This window comes from Streptomyces violaceusniger Tu 4113 (assembly GCF_000147815.2).
Taxonomy (GTDB): domain Bacteria; phylum Actinomycetota; class Actinomycetes; order Streptomycetales; family Streptomycetaceae; genus Streptomyces; species Streptomyces violaceusniger_A.
The window spans coordinates 3,336,398-3,357,848 of the sequence record NC_015957.1 but is presented as its reverse complement, the minus strand read 5'-3'; the positions used below and the strand labels follow the sequence as shown (position 1 = coordinate 3,357,848).

Here is a 21,451-nt window from a genome sequence, read left to right as displayed (position 1 = left end):
GGTGCGTGGGTGGATCAGCTGGTCGAGGCGGCGGCGCGCCGGTGACGCCAGGCGCTCACGGTGGTGATCAGGCGGGGGGTGAGGACGGAGGCCACCAGCAGCAGCCCGGTGACGATCACCTGGACCTCGTTGGCCACGTCGTTGAGGGTCAGCAGGTTCTTCAGGACGCCGATGAGCAGCACCCCGGCGACGGCACCGAACAGCGTGCCCTTCCCGCCGTCGAAGTCGACGCCGCCCAGCAGGACGGAGGCGATGACGAGCATTTCGAAGCCCTGGCCGTTGTCGGCCCGCGCGCTGCCGTACCGCAGGGTGAACACGACCCCGGCGAAGGCCGAGATCAGCCCGCTGACGACGAACAGCAGCAGCTTGACACGCTTGACGCGGATGCCCGCGAAGTAGGCGGCGTCCTCCTGGGCGCCGATGGCGAACAGCGACCGGCCCAGGCCCGTGGCGTGCAGCACCACGGCGGCGATGGCGGCCAGCACGATGAACAGCACCACCGGATAGGTGAGGAAGGTGCCGGGCACGGTGGTGGTGTCCACGGCCCACTTGGCGTACGTCTCGGGGAAGTCGGTGATGGCTCCCGTGCCGAGCACCACCGAGGCCAGCCCTCGGTAGAGGGCGAGTGTCCCGATGGTGACGGCGAGCGAGGGCAGCCCGACCCGGGTGACCAGCCAGCCGTTGATCAGCCCCCCGACCACCCCGACCAGCAGCACGACCGGCACGATGGTCTCGAACGCCCAGCCCGCGTCCCACAGTTGGCCGGTGAGCGCGCTGCCCAGGCCGAGCATCGAGGCCACCGACAGATCCACCTGCCCGGCCACCACCAGCAGTGTCATCGGCAGCGCCATCAGCGCGACCTCGGCGATGTCGTTGAAGGCGAAGGCGAGGTTGTCGCGGCTCGCGAAGCCGTCCGTGGTGCCGAGGCCGGTGAGGAAGACGGCCACCAGCAGCACCCCGACGGCGGTGTCCCACCTGAGCTTCATCGTGCGCTCCTCTTCCTCAGCGCACGGGTCATGCGCACCCTCACGATCCGGTCCACGCTGATGGCCGCCAGCAGCAGCGCACCCGCGATGGCGTCCTGCCAGAAGGAGTCGACCTTCAGCACGGCCAGGGCGCTGCCGATGGTGGTGAGCAGCAGCGCGCCCAGCGCCGCGCCCCACACCGTGCCGGTGCCGCCGACGATGGCGACGCCACCGACCACCACCGCGCTGACCACGGTCAGTTCCCAGCCGTGGGCGTTGTCGGCGACGACGGTGCCGAAGCGGGCCAGCCACAGCGCGCCCGCGAAGCCCGAGACGGCGCCGGAGAACAGATACGCGCCCAGCACCCGCCGCCGGATCGGCACCCCGGCCAGCCGGGCGGCCTCCGGGCTGGAGCCGATGGCGTACAGCTCACGGCCTGCGCGGTAGGTACGCAGGACGTACGCGGTCGCGGCGAGCACCGCGAAGGCGATCAGCGGGAGATACGGGATGCCCAGCACACTGCCGTTGCCGAGGTCCAGCACGGACTGCGGCACATCGGCCGCGTTGATCTGCTCGCCCTGCGCCCACCAGTAGTCGACGCCCTGGATGATGTAGAGCATCCCGAGGGTCACCACCAGCGCGGGCACCCGCCCGAAGCTCACCAGCACACCGCTGACGACGCCGCAGCCCGCGCCGACGAGGAGGCCGAGCAGCAGGACCGTCAGCACTCCGTGGTCGGTGCCGGAGACGAACTTCCCGCAGGCGAAGGCGGACAGGCCCACCACGGAGCCGACCGACAGATCGATATTGCGGGTGATGACCACCACCGACTGCCCGACCGCGAGCAGCACCAGGATCGCGGCGTTGAGCAACAGGTCCTTGATGCCCTGGCCGCCCAGAAAACGCGGCTCGGCGATCCAGGTGAACAGCACCAGCAGCAGGAGGGCGCCGGCGATGCTGATCTCCCGCGCGCGGAAGACGGCGTCGACGAGCGAGCGCGCCGAACGCGCCGTCTCCGGCGCGGCGGCGGGCTTCCCGGGTTTCTCGACGGTCACGCTCACGTCCGTGTCCTTTCGCCGGTGAGGCCCGTGACGCCGGTGTCGCTGGTGTCCCCGGTGTCGCCGGTGTCGCCGGTGAGCCCTGTCGCGGCGGCCATGACGGACTCCTCGGTGGCCTCGGCGCGCGGGATCTCGGCGACCAGCCGGCCCTCGTGCATCACCAGGACCCGGTCGGCCATGCCCAGCACCTCGGGCAGATCGGAGGAGATCATCAGCACCGCGAGGCCGTCGGCGGCCAGCGACGACAGCAGCCGGTGCACCTCGGCCTTGGTGCCGACGTCGATCCCGCGTGTGGGCTCGTCGACGATGAGCACCGTGGGCTCGGTCGCCAGCCACTTGGCGAGCACGACCTTCTGCTGATTGCCGCCGGAGAGCACCCCGACGTGATCGGCGAGACTGCCGTACTTGAGCTGCAGCCGGACCGCCCAGTCGGCCGCCCGGCCGCGCTCCAGCGCCCGCTGCACCAGTCCCGCGCGGCCCAGTTGGTCGAGGCCGGTCAGCCCGATGTTCCGTTCGATGGACATCTCCATCACCAGGCCCCGCTGGCGCCGGTCCTCGGGGACGAGCGCGAGCCCGGCGTCCATGGCGGCGGTCGGCGAACCGGGCCGCAGTACCGTCCCGTCGACCCGCACCTCGCCCGCGTCCGCCCGGTCCACGCCGAAGACGGCCTGGGCGACCTCGGTGCGCCCGGCGCCGACCAGCCCGGCGAGCGCGACGATCTCACCGCGCCGCACCTCGAAGGAGACGTCCCGGAAGACGCCCTCACGGGTCAGCCGCCGCACCGACAGCGCGGTTTCGCCGACCCGGCTGTCCTGCTTGGGGTAGAGCTCGGCCAGATCCCGGCCCACCATGCGACGGACCAGATCGTCCTGGGTCAGCCCCGTCAGCGGCTCGGAGGCCACCCACCGGCCGTCCCGCAGGATGGTGACCCGCTGGCAGAGCTCGAAGATCTCCTCCAGGCGGTGCGAGATGAACAGCACGGCGGCGCCCTCGGCGCGCAGCGTCTCGACGACCGAGAAGAGCCGGGCGGTCTCGCTTCCGGTCAGCGCCGCCGTCGGCTCGTCCATGATCAGCACCCGGGCGTCGAAGGAGAGCGCCTTGGCGATCTCGACGATCTGCTGATCGGCGATGGACAGGCCCCGGGCGGGCCGGTCCGGGTCGAGATCGACGCCGAGCCGCGCCATCAGGGCGGCGGTGGAGGTCCGTACGGCCTTGTGGTCGATCCGGCCGAGGGCCCGGCGGGGCTGACGGCCCATGAAGATGTTCTCGGCGATGGACAGATCGGGGAAGAGCGTGGGCTCCTGGTAGATGACGGCGATGCCGACGTCGCGCGCGTCGGCGGGGCCGTGGAAGACCACCGGCTCGCCGTCCAGCAGCACCCGGCCGGAGTCGGGCCGGTGCACCCCGGCGAGGGCTTTGATCAGCGTCGACTTGCCCGCCCCGTTCTCACCGGCCAGGGCATGGGCCTCACCGGCGAAGAGCTCGAGCGAGACATCGCGAAGGGCCCGTACGGCGCCGAAGGATTTGTTCACCCCCTCGAGGGCGAGGACCGGCACACCGGTCGAAGCAGGCTGGCTCACGGAGTCTCCTGACGCATACCCAGGGCGGGAAATGAAATGTTTCAATGCTGGATTCCGGGAAGCTAGCCGTGCACTTTGCGGCCGTCAAGGGGGTGTGCACGGGATATACCCACATCGATTCAGCCCCCTTGACGCACCCTGAACTCCGGCCCTACGGTCCAGGCGCCTTGGGTTGAATCGTTTTCATCCCATCGTTGCCGCCCGTCGCTCCTGTCAGTCGTTCCAGTCAGTCGCTCCTGCCCGTCGTTCCTGCCAGCCGTTCCTGGAGGAAGACCGTGATCAGCAGACGTCACCTGCTCGCCACCACCGCTGCCACCGGTACGGCCCTCACGGGTCTGCCCGCTCTCACCCCGTCCGCCACCGCCGAGGACCGCCCCGCCGCCGGGCTGCTGGTCCGGAGCACGACGGTGGAGTACGCGCCCCATCCGCTCGGCCTCGACACCCCCCGCCCCCGCCTGAGCTGGATCCTCGACTCGGACGCCCGCGACCAGTCGCAGAGCGCATACCACATCCGGGTCGCCACCTCCCCCGACCGGCTCGGCGACCCCGACGTCTGGGACAGCGGCAAGCAGACCTCACGCCAATCGGTCCTGGTCCCCTACGACGGTCCGGCCCTGCGTCCGCGCACCCGGTACCACTGGTCGGTGCGGGTCTGGGACGACCACGGCCGCCCCTCCCCGTGGTCCGCCCCCGCCTGGTGGGAGACGGGGCTGCTGGGCGACGGGCAGTGGCAGGCGCGCTGGATCACCGCGCCCGCCGCGCTGACCACGCCCCCGGCCCTGGACGGCGCCTCCTGGATCTGGTTCCCCGAAGGGGATCCGGCCACCGAGGCCCCGGCGGCCACCCGGTGGTTCCGCGCCGCGGTTCGGGCCACGGGCACGGTCCGGCGCGCCCGGCTGGTGGTGGCCGCCGACGACGGCTTCACCGCCCATGTGAACGGCACGGAGGTCGCTGCCCGCGAGGCCCTGGGCGTGCTCAAGGCGTGGAGCCACCCGGCCACCGTCGACGTCACCGAGTTCCTCCACCAGGGCGCCGCCGCCCTCGCCATCTCGGCCACCAACGCCGAGAAGGGCCCGGCGGGGCTGCTCGCCACCCTGGAGCTCACCACCGAGGACGGCACCACCACCCACCACCACACGGACGCCACTTGGCGCACGACCGACACGAAACCCCCCGCCGCCTGGCCGGACCCGGACTTCGACGACAGCGGCTGGGCCGCCGCCAAGAAGCTGGCCACCTGGGGCAGTGGGCCCTGGGGCAGGGTGCTGCCCCTCCAGTCCCCCGCCCAACTGCGCCGCACCTTCCGGCTCACCAAGCCCGTCGCGCGCGCCCGGCTCTACGCCACGGCGCTGGGCCTGTACGAAGCGCAGCTCAACGGCGTCCGCGTCGGCCGCGACCAACTGGCGCCCGGCTGGACGGACTACCGCAAGCGGGTGGCGTACCAGACCTACGACATCACCGACGCCCTCCACCCCGGGGCCAACGCCCTCGGTGTGACCCTCGCCCCCGGCTGGTACGCCGGGAACATCGCCTGGCTCGGCCAGGCCCAGTACGGCGACCACCCCGCCCTGCTCGCCCAGTTGGAGGTCGTGTACACCGACGGCAGCACCGAGCGCATCACCACCGACCAGCAGTGGCGCGCGGCCACCGGCCCGCTGCTGACCGCCGACGTGCTGATGGGCGAGGAGTACGACGCCCGTAAGGAGACCCCGGGCTGGAGCTCACCGGGCTTCGACGACACCGGCTGGCAGCCCGCCGTCACGGCCGCGGACATCACCGCCGAGGTCGTGGCCCAGACCGACGCCCCGACCCGCGTGGAACGCGAGATCAAGCCCCTCAAGGTCACCGAACCCGCCCCCGGCGTCCACCTCTTCGACCTGGGCCAGAACATGGTCGGCAGCGTCCGCCTCACCGTCTCGGGCCCGGCCGGCCGGAAGATCCGGATCCGCCACGCCGAGGTGCTCAACCCCGATGGCACCGCCTACACGGCCAACCTGCGCACCGCCCGCCCCGTCGACACGTACACCCTCAAGGGCGGCGGCCCCGAGACCTACGAGCCGCGCTTCACCTTCCACGGCTTCCGCTACGTCGAGGTCACCGGCTACCCCGGAAAGCCCGCCCTCGACGCGGTCACGGGCCGGGTCATGCACACCGCCGCGCCGTTCACCATGTCCTTCCACACCGACTCGGCGATGCTCAACCAGCTCCACTCCAACATCACCTGGGGCCTGCGCGGCAACTTCCTGTCCATCCCCACCGACACCCCCGCGCGGGACGAACGGCTCGGCTGGACCGGCGACATCAACGTGTTCTCCAGCACCGCCGCCTACGCCATGGAGTCCGCCCGCTTCCTCACCAAGTGGCTCCAGGACATGCGCGACGGCCAGACCGACGACGGCTCCTTCCCCAATGTGGCACCCAACCTCGGCGACGTCGGCGACGGCGTGGCGGGCTGGGGCGACGCCGGGGTGACCGTGCCCTGGAACCTCTACCAGGCCTACGGCGACACCCAGGTGCTGCGCGAGAACTGGCCGGCCATGCGCCGCTGGATCACCTTTCTGGAGCAGCACAGCACCGGCCTGCTGCGGCCCGCCGAGGGCTACGGCGACTGGCTCAGCGTCGAGGCGGAGACCCCCAAGGACGTCATCGCCACGGCCTACTTCGCCCACGCCACCGACCTCGTCGCCCGCACCGCACACGTCCTGGACGAGGACCCGGCCCCGTACGAAGACCTCCTGGCCCGCATCAAGGCGGCCTTCAACCGCGCCTACGTCTCCGCCGACGGCAGGATCAAGGGCGACACTCAGACCGCGTACGTCCTGGCGCTCTCCATGGACCTGCTCCCCGCCGCCCTCCGCAAGCCCGCCGCCGACCGGCTCGTGGCCCTCATCCAGGACCGCGACTGGCATCTGTCCACCGGCTTCCTCGGCACCCCGCGGCTGCTCCCGACCCTCACCGAGACCGGTCACACCGACGTCGCCTACCGCCTGCTCCACCAGCGCACATTCCCCTCCTGGGGGTACCAGATCGACCGGGGCGCCACCACGATGTGGGAGCGCTGGGACTCCATCAAGCCGGACGGGAGCTTCCAGGACGTCGGAATGAACTCGTTCAACCACTACGCCTACGGCTCGGTCGGCGAGTGGATGTACCAGAACATCACCGGGATCGCCCCCGCCGCCCCCGGCTTCCGCGAGATCCTCATCCGGCCCCGCCCCGGCGGCGAAGTGCGCTCCGCCGAGGGCCGCTACGACTCCCTCTTCGGCCCGGTCACCACCCGGTGGTCCCAGGGCGAGGACTTCACGCTCACGGTGTCCATCCCCGTCAACACCACCGCACAGATCTGGGTCCCCGCACGCCGCGCACCGGACGTGACCCGCCGCGGCGGCCGCCTCCTGCGGATGGCGGACGGTTGCGCGGTGTTCGCCGTGGGCTCGGGGACCCACCACTTCTTGACGCGTGGCCGACCGCGCGGCTAGGTTTCTTGAATCGTTTCATGAAGGAGATTCATGTCTGACGTTCCAGCCGTGAAGGCGGCCCTCAAGAGCCAGGCGGTCGAGACGCCGTCATGGGCGTACGGCAACTCCGGAACCCGGTTCAAGGTCTTCGCCCAGCCCGGTGTGCCGCGCTCCCCCCAGGAGAAGCTGGACGACGCCGCCCAGGTGCACGCCTTCACCAAAGTGGCGCCCACCGTGGCCCTCCACATCCCCTGGGACCGGGTCGAGGACTACGGGGCGCTCGCCAAGTACGCGGAGGAACGCGGCCTGAAACTCGGCGCCATCAACTCCAACGTGTTCCAGGACGACGACTACAAGCTGGGCTCGGTCACCCACCCCGACCCGGCGGTCCGCCGCAAGGCCCTGGGCCACCTCCTGGAGTGCGTCGACATCATGGACGCCACGGGCTCCCGCGACCTCAAGCTCTGGTTCTCCGACGGCACGAACTACCCCGGCCAGGACGACATCGCGGCCCGCCAGGACCGCCTCGCCGAGGCCCTGACCGCCGTCTACGACCGCCTCGGCGACGACCAGCGCATGCTGCTGGAGTACAAGTTCTTCGAGCCCGCCTTCTACACCACGGACGTCCCGGACTGGGGCACCGCCTACGCCCACTGCCTGAAGCTCGGCCCCAAGGCCCAGGTGTGCGTCGACACCGGCCACCACGCCCCCGGCACCAACATCGAGTTCATCGTCGCCCTCCTCCTGCGCGAGAAGAAGCTCGGCGCCTTCGACTTCAACTCCCGCTTCTACGCGGACGACGACCTCATGGTGGGCGCCGCCGACCCCTTCCAGCTCTTCCGGATCATGTACGAGGTGGTCCGCGGCGGCGGGCTGACCTCGGGGGTCGCCTTCATGCTCGACCAGTGCCACAACATCGAGCCCAAGATCCCGGCGATCATCCGTTCCGTCATGAACGTCCAGGAAGCCACGGCCAAGGCCCTCCTGGTCGACGGTGACGCGCTGGCCGCCGCCCAGCGCACGGGCGATGTGCTCGGGGCCAACGCGGTTCTGATGGACGCCTACAACACCGATGTGCGGCCGCTGCTCGCCGAAGTCCGCGAGGAACTGGGCATCGGCGCCGACCCGATGGCCGCGTACCGGGGGTCGGGGTGGGCGGAGCGGATCGTTTCGGAGCGGGTGGGTGGGCAGCAGGCGGGGTGGGGGGCGTAGCGCGGGGCGTAGCGCCTGCGGCGGGCCTTCCCCCACCCCGCCCCTTCCCGAACCCGGGGGCAAGCCCCCGGGCCCCAGGGGGCCCGGGGCTGCGCCCCACACCCCCTGGGGGCTGCGCCCCACACCCCCTGGGGGCTCCGCCCCGCGCCCCCCGGGGCGCTGCCCCAGACCCCAGGGACTCCGACGCGGGCCCAGGGCTTCGCCCCGAACTCCCGGGGCGGTGTCCCAAACCTCAGGGACTCCGACCCGAACCCGACGGGCCGTGCCCGAACACCCCAAGAAGCCATCCCAAACACGCGCGGCTCCGACCCACTTCGCCCCAAGCCCCAGGAGTTCTGCACCGAACTCGCCGGGGCCCCGCCCGAACACCCCAGAACGCCGCCCCAAACACGCGGGGCTTCGCCCCGAACTCCTTGGCACCGCCCTCGACCACTACTGCCCCCAGCGCACCCGTGCGGGACACGTCTCCCGCCGCCGAGACCCACCCGCTGAGACCGGCCTGGCCCACACAAAAAGGACGACATGACCGCAGAACCCCACCCCGAGGCGGCCACGCTCCTGGAGCGATCGCACCGGCTCGGCGCCGACCCCCGCAATACCAACTACGCGGGCGGAAACACCTCCGCCAAGGGCACCGCGACCGACCCCGTCACGGGGCAGGACGTCGAGCTGATGTGGGTCAAGGGCTCCGGTGGCGATCTGGGCACCCTCGCCCACTCCGGGCTCGCCGCGCTCCGGCTGGATCGGCTTCGCGCGCTCACCGAGGTCTACCCGGGGGTGGAGCGCGAGGACGAGATGGTCGCGGCGTTCGACTACTGCCTGCATGGCAAGGGCGGGGCCGCGCCGTCCATCGATACCGCCATGCACGGCCTGGTCGACGCCGCCCACGTGGACCACCTCCACCCCGACTCCGGCATCGCCCTCGCCTGCGCGGCCGACGGCGAGGCGCTCACCAAGGAGTGTTTCGGCAACCACGTCGTGTGGGTGCCCTGGCGGCGCCCCGGCTTCCAACTGGGCCTGGACATCGCCGCCATCAAAAAGGCCAACCCGCAGGCCATCGGCTGCATCCTCGGTGGCCACGGCATCACCGCCTGGGGCGACACCTCCGCCGAGTGTGAGGCGAACTCCCTCCGCATCATCCGCACCGCCGAGGAGTTCCTCACCGCACGCGGCAAGACGGACCCGTTCGGCCCCGTCGTCCACCCCGCCCTCCCCGAGGCCGAGCGCCGCGCCCGCGCGGCCGCCCTGGCCCCGGTGCTCCGCGGTCTGGCCTCCACGGACCGCCCCCAGGTGGGCCACTTCACGGACAACGACACCGTCCTGGACTTCGTCTCCCGCGCCGAACACCCACGCCTGTCGGCCCTCGGCACCTCCTGCCCGGACCACTTCCTCCGTACGAAGGTCCGCCCCCTGGTCCTGGACCTCCCGCCCGACGCCCCCCTCGACGAGACGATCACCCGCCTCAAGGAACTCCACACCACCTACCGCACCGACTACGCGGCCTACTACAACAACCACGCCACCCCGGACTCCCCTCCCATGCGCGGCGCGGATCCTGCCATCGTGCTGATCCCCGGCGTCGGGATGTTCAGCTACGGCAAGGACAAGCAAACCGCCCGCGTGGCAGGCGAGTTCTACGTCAACGCGATCAACGTCATGCGCGGCGCGGAAGCGGTGTCGACCTACTCCCCCATCGAGGAGTCGGAGAAGTTCCGCATCGAGTACTGGGCGCTGGAAGAGGCCAAGCTCCAGCGCATGCCGAAGCCCAAGCCCCTCGCGACCCGTATCGCCCTGGTGACCGGCGCCGGCTCAGGCATCGGCAAGGCGATCGCCCACCGCCTGGTGGCCGAGGGCGCATGCGTAGTAGTGGCGGATATCAACGCCGACTCGGCCGCAGCCGTCGCACAGGAGCTGGGCGGCCCGGACAAGGCCACCGCCGTAACCGCCGACGTCACCTCGGAAGAGCAGATCAAGGCGGCGTTCGCCCAGGCAGCCCTGGACTTCGGCGGAGTGGACATCCTGGTCAACAACGCCGGGATCAGCATCTCCAAGCCCCTCCTCGAAACAACCACCCAGGACTGGGACCTCCAGCACACCATCATGGCCCGAGGCAGCTTCCTGGCCTCCCGCGAGGCGGCACGGACCTTCATCGCCCAGAACATGGGCGGCGACATCGTGTACATCACCTCCAAGAACGCCGTGTTCGCGGGCCCGAACAACATCGCGTACTCCGCGACCAAGGCCGACCAGGCCCACCAAGTCCGCCTGCTCGCAGCCGAGTTGGGCGAGCACGGCATCCGGGTCAACGGCGTGAACCCCGACGGCGTAGTCCAAGGCTCCGGCATCTTCGCAAGCGGCTGGGGGGCGCAACGCGCCGCCGTGTACGGCGTTCCCGAGGAGAAGCTGGGCGAGTTCTACGCCCAACGCACCCTGCTCAAGCGCGAGGTACTCCCGACCCACGTGGCGAACGCGGTCTTCACGCTCGTGGGCGGCGACCTGACCCACACCACGGGTCTGCACATCCCCGTCGACGCCGGGGTCGCGGCGGCGTTCCTGCGCTGACACGCGCGTGAGGGGGACGGGGTCGGAGGGGTGGGGTCCTGGACGCTCGGGGTTCCCCATGCCGAAGGCCAGGGGCGTATTTGTGGCGCCGATCTCCGGCCCACAGCACGCCCCCGGCCAATGGCGCCGTAAATATACGGTCCAGGGCCACGCCCCGGAGGCCCCGGCCCCCGCCCCGTACGAAAGACACCAACCACCACGCACCCCACCCACCACGAGGTCCACGTGTCCACCAAAGAGCACCGCTTCGCCGCCGTAGACCTCGGTGCGTCCAGCGGCCGCGTCATCGTCGGTGAGGTCGCCCCCGAACGGCTGACCCTCCACGAGGCGCACCGCTTCCCCAACCAGCCCACCCGCGTCCTGGGCACCCTGCACTGGAACATCATGTCGCTCTACCAGGGCGTCCTGAACGGCCTGAAGGCGGCAGCGAACCGCACCCCACACCCCCTGACCAGCATCGGCATCGACACCTGGGCGGTCGACTACGGCCTGCTGGCCGCCGATGGCACCCTCCTCGCCAACCCCGTGCACTACCGCGACCCCCGCACCACCAACGCACCCGAAAAGGTCGCGAAAGCGCTCTCGCCCCAGGCCCTCTACGCCGCCACCGGCATCCAGCACCTCCCCTTCAACACCGTCTACCAGCTCGTCTCGGCCCAGGGCACCCCCGCCCTCGCCGCCGCCCACCGCCTCCTCCTCATCCCCGACCTCATCTCGTACTGGCTGACCGGCGAGCCCGGCACCGAGCTGACGAACGCCTCCACCACCCAGCTCATCGACCCCCGCACCCGCGACTGGGCCACCCCCGTGGCGCAGGCCCTGGGCATCGATCTGACGCTCTTCCCGCCCCTCCGCCACCCGGGCGACGCCGCCGGAACCCTGCGCCAAGAGGTCCTCACCGAGACGGGCCTCACCACCCCCCTCCCCGTGACCGCCGTCGGCTCGCACGACACCGCCTCCGCCGTCGTCGGCGTCCCGGCCACCACACCCGACTTCGCGTACATCGCCACCGGCACCTGGTCCCTCGCCGGGCTGGAGCTGGACGCGCCGGTGCTCACGGAGGCGAGCCGCGCGGCCAACTTCACCAATGAGCTGGGCGTGGACGGCACGGTCCGCTATCTGCGCAACATCATGGGGCTGTGGATGCTCCAGGAGTGCGTCCGCGCCTGGGAAACCGAGGGCGCCCGCACGGGCAGTACGGGCAGTACGGGCGGTACAGGCAGTACAGGCAGTACGGGCAGTACGGGCAGTACGAACCTCACCGCACTCCTCCAAGCGGCAGCCCAAGCCACCCCCCTCCGCTCCGTGGTCGACGCCGGCGACCCCGCCTTCATCGCCCCGCACCACATGCCCGACCGCATCGCCGACGCCTGCCGCCGCACCGGCCAGCCCGTCCCCCGTACCCCGGCCGAGACCACCCGCTGCGTCCTGGACTCCCTCGCCCTGGCCCACCGCCGCGCGATCGACGACGCCGCGCGGTTGTCCGGCCGTACGGTCCGCACCGTGCACATCGTCGGCGGCGGTGTGCACAACACCCTGTTGTGCCAGCTCACCGCCGACGCCTGCGGGCTCCCCGTCATCGCGGGCCCGGCCGAGGCGGCGGCCCTCGGAAACGTCCTGGTCCAGGCCCGGGCGGCCGGAGCGATCACCGGTGGTTTGCCAGAATTGCGCTCGCTGCTTCACAGCACCCAGCCACTGAGGCAGTATGAGCCCACAGGTGATCATTCGGCGTGGGACCGGGCAGCCGCCCGGCTGGGGGCCGCACAGGTCACAAGGGCCGCCACCGGCCCGGGCGACGAGGAGGAACCGTGCGCGTAGCGCTCTTCATCACCTGCGTCAACGACACCCTCTATCCACACACCGGCCAGGCCGTGGTCACGCTGCTCGAACGGCTCGGCGTGGAGGTCGGCTTCCCGGAGGGGCAGAGCTGCTGCGGCCAGCCGCAGTTCAACACCGGCTACCGCCACGAGACCGAACCGCTGGTGCGCCGCTACGCAGCCGCGTTCCGCGACTACGACTACGTGGTGGCGCCCTCGGGTTCGTGTGCGGCGATGGTGCGGGACAACTACCCCCGGATCGGCGCCAAGGCCGCCGCCGAGGGTCGTGGCCAGGAGCTCGCGGACGCGGCGGCCGACGCCGTCCCCAAGACGTACGAGCTGACCGAATTCCTCACCGACGTCCTGAAGGTCACCGACGTCGGCGCGTACTACCCGCACACCGTGACCTACCACCCCACCTGCCACGGGCTGCGGATGCTGGGGCTCGGCGACCGCCCGCGTTCGCTCCTCGCCGCCGTGAAGGGGCTGAACCTGGTGGAGCTGCCGGGCGCCGACGAGTGCTGCGGCTTCGGCGGTACGTTCGCCGTCAAGAACGCGGCCGTCTCGGCGGCCATGGGGGCGGACAAGGCGCGCAACATCACGGCGACCGGCGCCGAGGCCGTGTGCACGGTCGACAACTCCTGCCAGATGCACATCGGCGGCACACTCGCCCGCCAGGGCTCCACGGTCCGCCCCGTCCACATCGCCGAGATCCTGGCCAGCACGGAAGGAAACGTCTGGTGAGCGGAACCCACCAAGCCACCTACCTGGGGATGCCCGCTTTCCCGGCGGCGGCCGACGCCTCGACCCGGAACACCCAGCTACGCGCCAACCTCCGCCACGCCACCCACACGATCCGCGCCAAGCGCGCCACGGCGGTGGCCGAGCTCGACGACTGGTCGCCGCTGCGCGCCGCGGGCGCGGCCATCAAGGACCGTACGCTGCGCCATCTCGGCCACTATCTGGAGCAGTTGGAGAGCGCGGTCACGGCGGCCGGCGGCCACGTCCACTGGGCGGCGGACGCGGACGAGGCGAACCGGATCGTCACCGAGCTGGTGCAGGCGACGGGCGAGCGCGAGGTCGTCAAGGTCAAGTCGATGGCCACGCAGGAGATCGGCCTGAACGGCGCCCTCGCCACCGCGGGGATCACGGCGTACGAGACCGATCTCGCCGAGCTGATCGTGCAGCTCGGCGACGACCTCCCGTCGCACATCCTGGTCCCGGCGATCCACCGCAACCGCGGCGAGATCCGCGACATCTTCGCGGAGAAGATGGCCGAGTGGGGCCGCCCGGCCCCGGAGGGGCTGACCGACGCGCCCGCCGATCTGGCGGAGGCCGCGCGGCTGCACCTCCGTGAGAAGTTCCTGAACGCCAAGGTGGGGATCTCCGGCGCCAACTTCATGGTCGCGGAGACCGGCACGCTCGTGGTCGTGGAGTCCGAGGGCAACGGCCGGATGTGCCTGACCCTCCCCGAGACGCTGATCTCCGTCGTCGGCATCGAGAAGGTCATCCCCACCTTCCAGGACCTGGAGGTCTTCCTTCAGCTCCTGCCCCGCTCCTCGACCGCCGAGCGGATGAACCCGTACACCTCCACCTGGACCGGCACCACGGACGCGGACGGGCCCCGCACCTTCCACCTCGTCCTCCTGGACAACGGCCGTACCGACACCCTCGCCGACACCGTGGGCCGCCAGGCGCTGCGCTGCATCCGCTGCTCGGCGTGTCTCAATGTGTGCCCGGTGTACGAGCGGGCGGGCGGCCATGCCTACGGATCGGCGTATCCGGGGCCGATCGGCGCGATCCTGACCCCCCAACTGCGCGGCACCCAGAGCGAACTGGACGCCTCCCTCCCGTACGCGTCGTCCCTGTGCGGGGCGTGCTACGAGGTGTGCCCGGTCGCCATCGACATCCCGGAGATCCTGGTCCACCTCCGTGAGCGCGTGGTCGAGGGCGGCCCCGTCTCCATCCGTGGCACCCGCACCGTCATCAAGCCCGCCAAGGGCCACGCCGCCGAGCGCGCCGCGATGCGCGCCGCCCGCTGGGCCCTGGACCACCCGCGGGTGCTGCGCACCGGCCAGCGTCTGGCCTCCCGTACCCGCCGCTTCCATCCGAGCCGGCTGCCCGGTCCGGGGCGGGCGTGGAGCGATACGCGGGAGCTGCCGAAGGTGCCGGAGGAGTCGTTCCGCGACTGGTGGCAACGCACCCGGGGCGGGAGCGGCACGGAGGGAAGGAAGACCACATGACCCCGCAAGACCCCGGCTCCGGGAACCCCGGCGCGCACCACCCCGGCATCCAAAGCACCCAGAACCCCGGCGCCCACAGCACCGAGGCCCCCGACACCCAGAGCCCCGGCTCCCGCGCCCTGGTCATGGCCCGCATCCGCCGCGCCCTGGCCGATGTGCCGCGCGCCGAGACGCCCGACGCGGTGCCGGTCGAGCGCACCTACCACCGCGTCCACGGCGACCGCACCCCCACCGAGACCGTGGACCTCCTCGCCGAGCACCTGGCCGACTACCGCGCGATCGTCCACCGCGTCGACGCCCCCTCCCTCCCCGCCCTGATCGCCCGTCTCCTCACCGACCGCGGCGCGACGAGCGTGGCCGTACCCCCCGGCCTGCCCGACTCCTGGCTGTCCGCCGTCCCCGACGCGGTGCGCCGCGTCCCGGACACGGCGGAGCTGACCCCGCACGACCTGGACGCGGTCTCCAGCGTGGTGACGGCCTGCTCGGTGGCCATCGCCGAGACCGGCACGGTGGTCCTGGACGCCGCCCCCGACCAGGGCCGCCGCCGCATCACCCTGGTTCCCGACCACCACATCTGTGTCATCCGGGTGCCCGACCAGGTCGTGGACTCCGTCCCCGAGGGCCTCGAACGCCTCGACCCCACCCGTCCGTTGACCTGGATCTCGGGCCCGTCCGCGACAAGTGACATCGAACTCGATCGCGTCGAAGGCGTCCACGGCCCCCGCACCCTCGAAGTGATCCTCACAGCGCCGCCGGCCGGGCCGGAAACCGCTGGTCAGAGCTGATAAGCGCGGGAGGCATACCCCGGCCACGGCGGGGCATATGCCATAGGGGCAGGCGAAGGAACACCCGTGCAGGCGATGCGGTCTTCCTCACATACCGCCGGTAACACCGCAGTTGGGCGGTTTACGCCGATGCCGTTGTCGGTAGGGGCCTCTACTCTTATGGCATGCGTCCGACTCCTACTCATCAACCTGCCTTACTGACCACCTCCTCCACCGACCAGGCCAACGAGGCGATTCGCGTCTTTCTGCGGGCCCGGGCAGGCCGGGCACTGCGGCCTTCGGAGCGGGCCGAGTACAGCCGGTTGCTGAAGGTCTACACACGGGCGCTGCGCGGCGAGGTGGAGAAGGCCGCCTGAGCGGCACGAGCGGCACGAGCCGACCACATCTGAAAACCGGGGGGACGCCATGGGGGCTGTGGGCAAGGTCGTCTTCGGAGCGGTGGCGGCGGGGCTTCTGGGCGTCGCCGGGTACGGCGGATACAACCTCTACACGGGCGTGACCAGCGGCGATACCACCGCGCCCCATGACGGTCCGGTGACCGCGGACGAGACCCGGCGGACCGCCCGGGAATTCCTGGACGCATGGGCGGACGGCAATGACATGCTGGCCGCCGGGCTGACCAATGACGCCGAGGCGGCCATCGGCGCGCTGAGCGGCTATCGCGACGACGGCCATGTGCAGAGGGTGACAGTCACCCCGGGCACGGCGCGGGGCACCATGGTGCCGTTCACCGTCAAGGCCGAAGTGCTCTTCGACAAGACCCGTTCGAGCTGGACGTACGAGTCACGGCTGACCGTGGTGCGCGGCCGGACGACCAAGAAGCCGCTGGTCGACTGGAGACCCTCGGTCCTCCATCCCAAGCTCGCGGCCGATGAGTCCGTACGGACGGATCTGGCGGACAATCCGCCGGTGCGGGTGCTGGACCGCGACGGCGAGGAGCTGCGGCAGGGCCGTTATCCCTCGCTCGACCCGGTACTGATCGCACTGCGGGCGAGATACGGAGCGGACGCCGGGGGCACGGCGCGAGTGGAGGTGTCGGCGGTCGAGGCCGACGGGACCGCCGGAGCGACGCTTCATGTGGTGAAGAAGGGCACGCCGGGCACGCTGCGCACCACCCTCGACCCCGGGGTGCAGAAGCGCGCGGAGAAGGCGGTGGCCACCCGCGACGGCGCCTCGGTGGTGGCCCTCAAGCCCAGCACCGGGGAGATCCTGGCGGTGGCCAACTCCGACCAGGCCGAGTTCAACGCCGCGCTGCAGGGGCAGACCGCGCCGGGGTCGACGTTCAAGATAGTCACCGCGGCCACCCTGCTGGAGGCGGGCAAGGTCAGCCCGGGCCACCTGGTGCCATGCCCGAAGACGGCGGCGTACGCACAGGGCATGACGTTCCACAACGTCGAGGACAGCGAGAACCCCGGCGCCACCTTCGCGCAGGACTTCGCGGCGTCCTGCAACACCGCGTTCGTCTCGCTCGCCGGAGCCGTGCCCGATGGCGCGGTGGCCCAGGAGGCGCGGTCCGTGTTCGGCCTCGGCCTGAACTGGCGGGTGGGCGTCACCACCTTCGACGGCGAGGTGCCGGGCGGAAGCGGCGACGACAAGGCCGCCGCCATGATCGGCCAGGGCACGGTCCAGATGAACCCGCTCACCATCGCCTCCGTCGCGGCCACCGCCCAGACCGGCACCTTCAAGCAGCCCGTCATCGTGCCGCGCTCGGTCGACCACCGGGAGATCGCCACCAGCGACCGCAGCCTCGGCCCGGCCACCAGGTCGCAGCTCAGGGCGATGATGCGGCTGACCGCGACGAGCGGCACCGCCGCCCGGGCGATGTCCGGGCTCACCGGCGACATCGGGGCCAAGACGGGTTCGGCCGAGATCGACGGCCAGCCCAAGACCAACGCCTGGTTCACCGCCTACCGGAACGATGTGGCGGCAGCCGCCGTGGTCATCGGCGGTGGCCACGGCGGAGATGCCGCCGGGCCCGTCGTCCGCGCGGTACTCAAAACCGGCTGAGCCTTCGCCTCAGCTCGCCCTCAGCTCTTCAGCCTGTTCGAGCCGTCGCTTGCGGGCCTGCGCGACCCTGATCATGTTGTCCAGCTCGAACTGAAGGAGAACGATCACGGCCCGGGCATCCTCCAGAGAGGTGGTCGGGCTCGCCAGGTAGAGCGAGGCCGCCTGGATGGCGGCTCGCCCCATCTCCTCGTAGGACGCCGTGCCGTCAGAAGTCCGCTCAAGGGCGGGCCGGCGCCGCTCCAGGTAGGCTCCGATGCCGCTTGCGGACTGCATGCGCTCGCCTCTCATGACTCGTCGTGCCGGACAACCGTCACGCCGGGCACCACTTCGTGGCCACGTCCGCGTACACGTCCCATGACGACGTCACGCCGGCTCGGTTGAGCGTCAAGGGACCGTTTTCCGAGATAGGCGTGTGTGATCTCTTCCCGGGTTGCGATGCGCAGGTCTTCCGGCTTCGCAGTCCACGCCCGCGCCCCATGAGTGGGGCCCCGCAGATCGATGCCGGTCTCCCGGACATCAATCACGATGCCCACTCGCCCCGTGGTGGTGTCCATCCTGATCCGTCCAATTGCGTGTTCTGCGGCCCCGCTGTCGTCCGTCACATCTCGCTCCCCGGCTGATCGGCTTGGGCACCGGGTGGTACCTGGCGCACTACGTAACTACGCCGCGTAAGCCAGCGGTACCGTGTGAGTAGTCCCGAAGCTTGCACGGCTTGCATTTCAGGGAGCGGGGTGCCTATGACGCAGCGTCAACGCAATGACGGGCTGGCCGGATTGCTGGACGAAGCACGCTGGGAGACCAACCGTCAGTTTGCCGCAGCCGTGAACCGGGTGGGTGCAGAAATGGGTCTGACACTGCACTATGACGGGTCCGCCGTGACGCACTGGCTGAGCGGGATGATGCCCCACAAGAAGGCACGCCCCGCAATCATCGAAGCACTCTCGCGGCGCCTTGGCCGACCGGTCACCAGCGCGGAGACCGGATTCGGCGCTCCGCTCCTGGTCGGTCCCGAGGCGCCCTCTTACTCGGGTACCGACCCCATCGAGGGGTTGATCGACACCGGAAGGGCAGATATGGATCCCTCCCGCCGCACGGTGCTGGCGACATCTCTGTATGCCGCCGCCCTCCCTGTTCCGATCTTTGCCGAGCTGACGAAGCGCGAGCGGTACCAGACCTCTGCGGGGCCCACTACCCGAATCGGAACCGGGGAGGTGGCCACGGTGCGCACCATGACAGAGCGCATCGCCGGCATCCTTGACGAGCTGGGAGGCGCACATGCCCGCCCCATGGCGGCGGCCTTCCTCGTCAACACCGTTACTCCATGGCTCAAGGCGGGGGCTTCCGACGCCGTCAGGTCGGGCATGCTTGCCGCGGCTTCTGATCTGACGTACTTGCTCGGCTGGATGGCCATGTATGAGAAGGCTCATGGGCTGGGCCAGCGGTACTACGTCAAGGCGCTGGAGCTGGCCGCAGTTGCTGAGGATCACGTCACGTACTGCCGCACCCTGCGCGGAATGGCCCTTCAGGCAGCGAACCTCAAGCACGCGAAGAAGGCACTGGAGCTGGCCGACTCGGCCGCAGAGGCCGCCCCGGCCGCGGGCCCTCGTCTGCGCGCGTTCCTCACCGGGCAGCAAGCCCACGGTGCCGCGCTTGTGGGGGATCGTCGGCAGGCCTTCGTGCGTCTCGCGGAGACAGAGAGCGCGCTCTCGAAAGCAGACAACCGCCGCGACGCCATCGGCGGGTACGACCGAGCCGCCTACTGCTTCCACGTCTCCAGCGTCCTCTACGCGCTCGGGGACGTGCCGGGGTCCGTCAAGGCCATGCAGGACTCAAACCGCGCACGCCCCGCCGTGGAGCGGCAGGGCCGAGCGCACGCCAATGGGCTGCTGGCCCAACGCCAGCTTGAGATGGGCCACCTTGAAGCGGCCTGCGCCACCTGGAACGCGTTCCTGAACGATTACGAACGTCTGTCGTCCGCCCGCGCCGACGAGCATTTCACGACGATGCGGCGCCGCCTCCGGCCGCACCGTGCCAACAGGCATGTCCGAGATCTCACCGGCCGGGCCCAAGAGATCATCCGACAGAAGGCTGTGGTCTGAGTGTCACGCACTCAACTTGTCATTTATGGCCCGGTGTCGAACGCGGCTCGAACTTGGTCGGCGTTTTCGCAGTTCAGTGGATGTGAAGGCGGCCTTCGGCTGATCCTGGGCTCCGTCACTGAGTGGATCAACGCGAAGGCCGTGGTCGTGCATCTGGTGGATCAGGGCGTCCTGCGGGATGCGTTCGCGGAGGTATCACACTTCCGGTCGGAGCTGTACGCGTGTCTGACCGCGCGGGGCGATGCGTTGTTCGAGTTATGCGATGCGCTGTTGTGTACGGACGGGCCGGTGCGGACGCTGGTTGATCTCGCGCTCGCGCCGGAACACCGTCGTGGTCACGGGGCTCTGTACGGCCGCGCTCAATCAGGGCCGGATCGATGTCGCACGGCTACGACGTGCCCTGGTCGGGGTGCCATTGCCGAAGGCGGCGGACGGCCGGCTCGTGCTGGCTGTAGACGTCTCGCCGTGGCTGCGCCCGGACGCCAACACATGTGCTGACCCAGCCTTTTGTCACACGTTCGGCCGGGGTGAGGGCAAACACCAGATGGTGCCCGGCTGGCCGTACTCGGTAGTGGCCGCGCTGGAAACCGGCCGCACGTCCTGGACGGCGGTGCTGGACGCGATCCGCCTGGAGCCCGGCGCCGATGTCGCCGCGGTGGCCACCGTACAGATCCGCGAGGCTGGTCGCCGCCGGCCAGTGGCGGCCGGGTGACCCGGAGGGCCTGGTTGTGCTGGGCGCGGGCCGCCGGGCTCGAAGAACCGCCGCCCGGCCACCCGCCGTGACGTGGGCAGAGTCCTTGCCACCGGCGAGACGTACAGCCGCCCCGCCCATCACAAGAGGGGCACCAAACCCCGGCGCACCGAGGAGCGGCAAACTTGACGGGCTGGGCCATGTGCAGCGGGCACGAGGCCGAAGGAGTTCACGGAGTGTGTTGGTGGATCTCAGCTCAGTGATCATCGCGGTGGCAGGCGTCGCAGGAACCCTAGTTGGATCACTACTCACCCAACGCGGCTCCGAACAAGCGAAGCGTCGGGAAATAGAGCTCGTTCGTGATCATGATGAGATCCGCGAAAACCGTTCACTCCGACGCACCTGCTATGTGGAACTCAACCGAGATGCCCGGCAGTTCACCACAGCACTCAACCGCCACCTGCACGTCATGAGGGAACGCGGCGTGGAGGACGCCGACAGCGACGCACTCGACGAAGCGAAGGACGCGCACCGGGATCGATACTCCGAAGCACAGATGATCGCCCCCGAAGAAGTACTCATACGAGCGAGCGTCGTCAACCAAGCCCTCAACAAGGTCTACGGCCAGGTCAAGCGCCTCGAACGCGGTGCCCCCGAACCAGGCGAAACGATGGAGACCGCAGCCCAGGCCCAGTACGAGGTCTGGGACATGCTTCGAACCATGAGAACCACTATGCGTCACGACCTCGGTGTGTCGCATGACGATTGAGAGCCGGCGCTCAGCTCCGTGCGGTCTCTTTTCCCTGCCTCGACCAGCCAAAAAAGCCGACCGAGGCAGAGGTTAAAACGCAAGCTCAAGACCACGACCCTATGCCCTCCCCCGCTCCCCCGCCGCTTCGTACAAGGGTTGGGCTAAGGGGTTGTCCATGGTCTGGCCCACGCTCTAGCCTGGCGCGGCAGCCACACAGCACGGC

16 protein-coding genes and 1 pseudogene are annotated in these 21,451 nt (G+C 70.4%); 12 read left to right on the top strand and 5 right to left on the bottom strand.

The window, feature by feature from the left end; all coding sequences use genetic code 11:
• Positions 1-14: 14 nt before the first annotated feature.
• Genes STRVI_RS14430 through STRVI_RS14420 form a run of 3 tightly spaced genes read right to left on the bottom strand, consistent with a single transcriptional unit; the run spans position 15 to position 3,603 of the window.
• Positions 15-986 (bottom strand): ABC transporter permease, encoded by a 972-nt coding sequence (locus tag STRVI_RS14430; RefSeq protein ID WP_014056389.1) that lies wholly within the window; start codon positions 984-986, stop codon positions 15-17.
• Entirely contained in the window at positions 983-2,026 is a 1,044-nt protein-coding gene (locus STRVI_RS14425; protein ID WP_014056388.1) for an ABC transporter permease, read from the bottom strand. The genes STRVI_RS14430 and STRVI_RS14425 overlap by 4 nt, the downstream gene beginning before the upstream one ends.
• Positions 2,023-3,603: a sugar ABC transporter ATP-binding protein gene (locus tag STRVI_RS14420; protein ID WP_014056387.1), complete on the bottom strand. Its 1,581-nt coding sequence runs from the start codon at positions 3,601-3,603 to the stop codon at positions 2,023-2,025. Before STRVI_RS14420 ends, STRVI_RS14425 begins: the two co-directional genes overlap by 4 nt.
• 275 nt (positions 3,604-3,878) lie before the next feature.
• On the opposite strand from STRVI_RS14420, the gene STRVI_RS14415 reads away from it, so the two are divergent.
• From STRVI_RS14415 to STRVI_RS14380, 9 genes are all read left to right on the top strand, one after another.
• The gene (locus STRVI_RS14415; protein WP_014056386.1) at positions 3,879-7,082 is read left to right on the top strand and encodes an alpha-L-rhamnosidase; all 3,204 of its coding nucleotides are present in this window, start codon (positions 3,879-3,881) and stop codon (positions 7,080-7,082) included.
• A 30-nt stretch (positions 7,083-7,112) separates the two neighbouring features.
• On the top strand, positions 7,113-8,273 hold the full coding sequence (gene rhaI / locus STRVI_RS14410) for an L-rhamnose isomerase (protein ID WP_014056385.1): 1,161 nt from the start codon (positions 7,113-7,115) through the stop codon (positions 8,271-8,273).
• Between the two features lie 522 nt (positions 8,274-8,795).
• Entirely contained in the window at positions 8,796-10,835 is a 2,040-nt protein-coding gene (locus STRVI_RS14405; RefSeq protein ID WP_014056384.1) for a bifunctional rhamnulose-1-phosphate aldolase/short-chain dehydrogenase, read from the top strand.
• Between the two features lie 225 nt (positions 10,836-11,060).
• Entirely contained in the window at positions 11,061-12,653 is a 1,593-nt protein-coding gene (locus STRVI_RS14400) for a rhamnulokinase (protein WP_014056383.1), read from the top strand.
• Positions 12,644-13,396 (top strand): (Fe-S)-binding protein, encoded by a 753-nt coding sequence (locus STRVI_RS14395; protein WP_014056382.1) that lies wholly within the window; start codon positions 12,644-12,646, stop codon positions 13,394-13,396. Before STRVI_RS14400 ends, STRVI_RS14395 begins: the two co-directional genes overlap by 10 nt.
• Positions 13,397-13,425: 29 nt before the next feature.
• Complete coding sequence (locus tag STRVI_RS14390) at positions 13,426-14,895, top strand: lactate utilization protein B (protein ID WP_043238765.1); 1,470 nt, start codon at positions 13,426-13,428, stop codon at positions 14,893-14,895.
• A 125-nt stretch (positions 14,896-15,020) separates the two neighbouring features.
• Complete coding sequence (locus tag STRVI_RS14385) at positions 15,021-15,680, top strand: LutC/YkgG family protein (RefSeq protein WP_106685883.1); 660 nt, start codon at positions 15,021-15,023, stop codon at positions 15,678-15,680.
• 164 nt (positions 15,681-15,844) lie between these two features.
• Positions 15,845-16,036 carry a hypothetical protein gene (locus STRVI_RS47815; RefSeq protein WP_014056379.1) on the top strand — a complete coding sequence of 64 codons (192 nt, stop codon included), beginning with the start codon at positions 15,845-15,847 and terminating at the stop codon, positions 16,034-16,036.
• A 49-nt stretch (positions 16,037-16,085) separates the two neighbouring features.
• Positions 16,086-17,687, top strand: coding sequence for a penicillin-binding transpeptidase domain-containing protein (locus STRVI_RS14380; RefSeq protein ID WP_014056378.1), 1,602 nt, complete (start codon positions 16,086-16,088; stop codon positions 17,685-17,687).
• Between the two features lie 9 nt (positions 17,688-17,696).
• Here STRVI_RS14380 and STRVI_RS14375 read toward each other — a convergent pair whose 3' ends face one another.
• Together STRVI_RS14375 and STRVI_RS52055 are read right to left on the bottom strand one after the other, a co-directional pair.
• Positions 17,697-17,960, bottom strand: coding sequence for a hypothetical protein (locus tag STRVI_RS14375; protein ID WP_014056377.1), 264 nt, complete (start codon positions 17,958-17,960; stop codon positions 17,697-17,699).
• An 11-nt stretch (positions 17,961-17,971) separates the two neighbouring features.
• On the bottom strand, positions 17,972-18,289 hold the full coding sequence (locus tag STRVI_RS52055; protein WP_150112894.1) for a hypothetical protein: 318 nt from the start codon (positions 18,287-18,289) through the stop codon (positions 17,972-17,974).
• A gap of 135 nt (positions 18,290-18,424) precedes the next feature.
• Here STRVI_RS52055 and STRVI_RS14370 point away from each other — a divergent pair, with 135 nt between their 5' ends.
• The 3 genes and pseudogenes from STRVI_RS14370 (at position 18,425) to STRVI_RS14360 (ending at position 21,246) form a co-directional block, all read left to right on the top strand.
• Entirely contained in the window at positions 18,425-19,786 is a 1,362-nt protein-coding gene (locus tag STRVI_RS14370; RefSeq protein WP_014056375.1) for a hypothetical protein, read from the top strand.
• 147 nt (positions 19,787-19,933) lie between these two features.
• Positions 19,934-20,550, top strand: a pseudogene (locus tag STRVI_RS14365) (transposase); the annotation flags it as partial.
• Positions 20,551-20,715: 165 nt separating this feature from the next.
• Positions 20,716-21,246, top strand: a complete 531-nt coding sequence (locus STRVI_RS14360) for a hypothetical protein (protein WP_014056374.1) — start codon at positions 20,716-20,718, stop codon at positions 21,244-21,246.
• Positions 21,247-21,451: the final 205 nt, after the last annotated feature.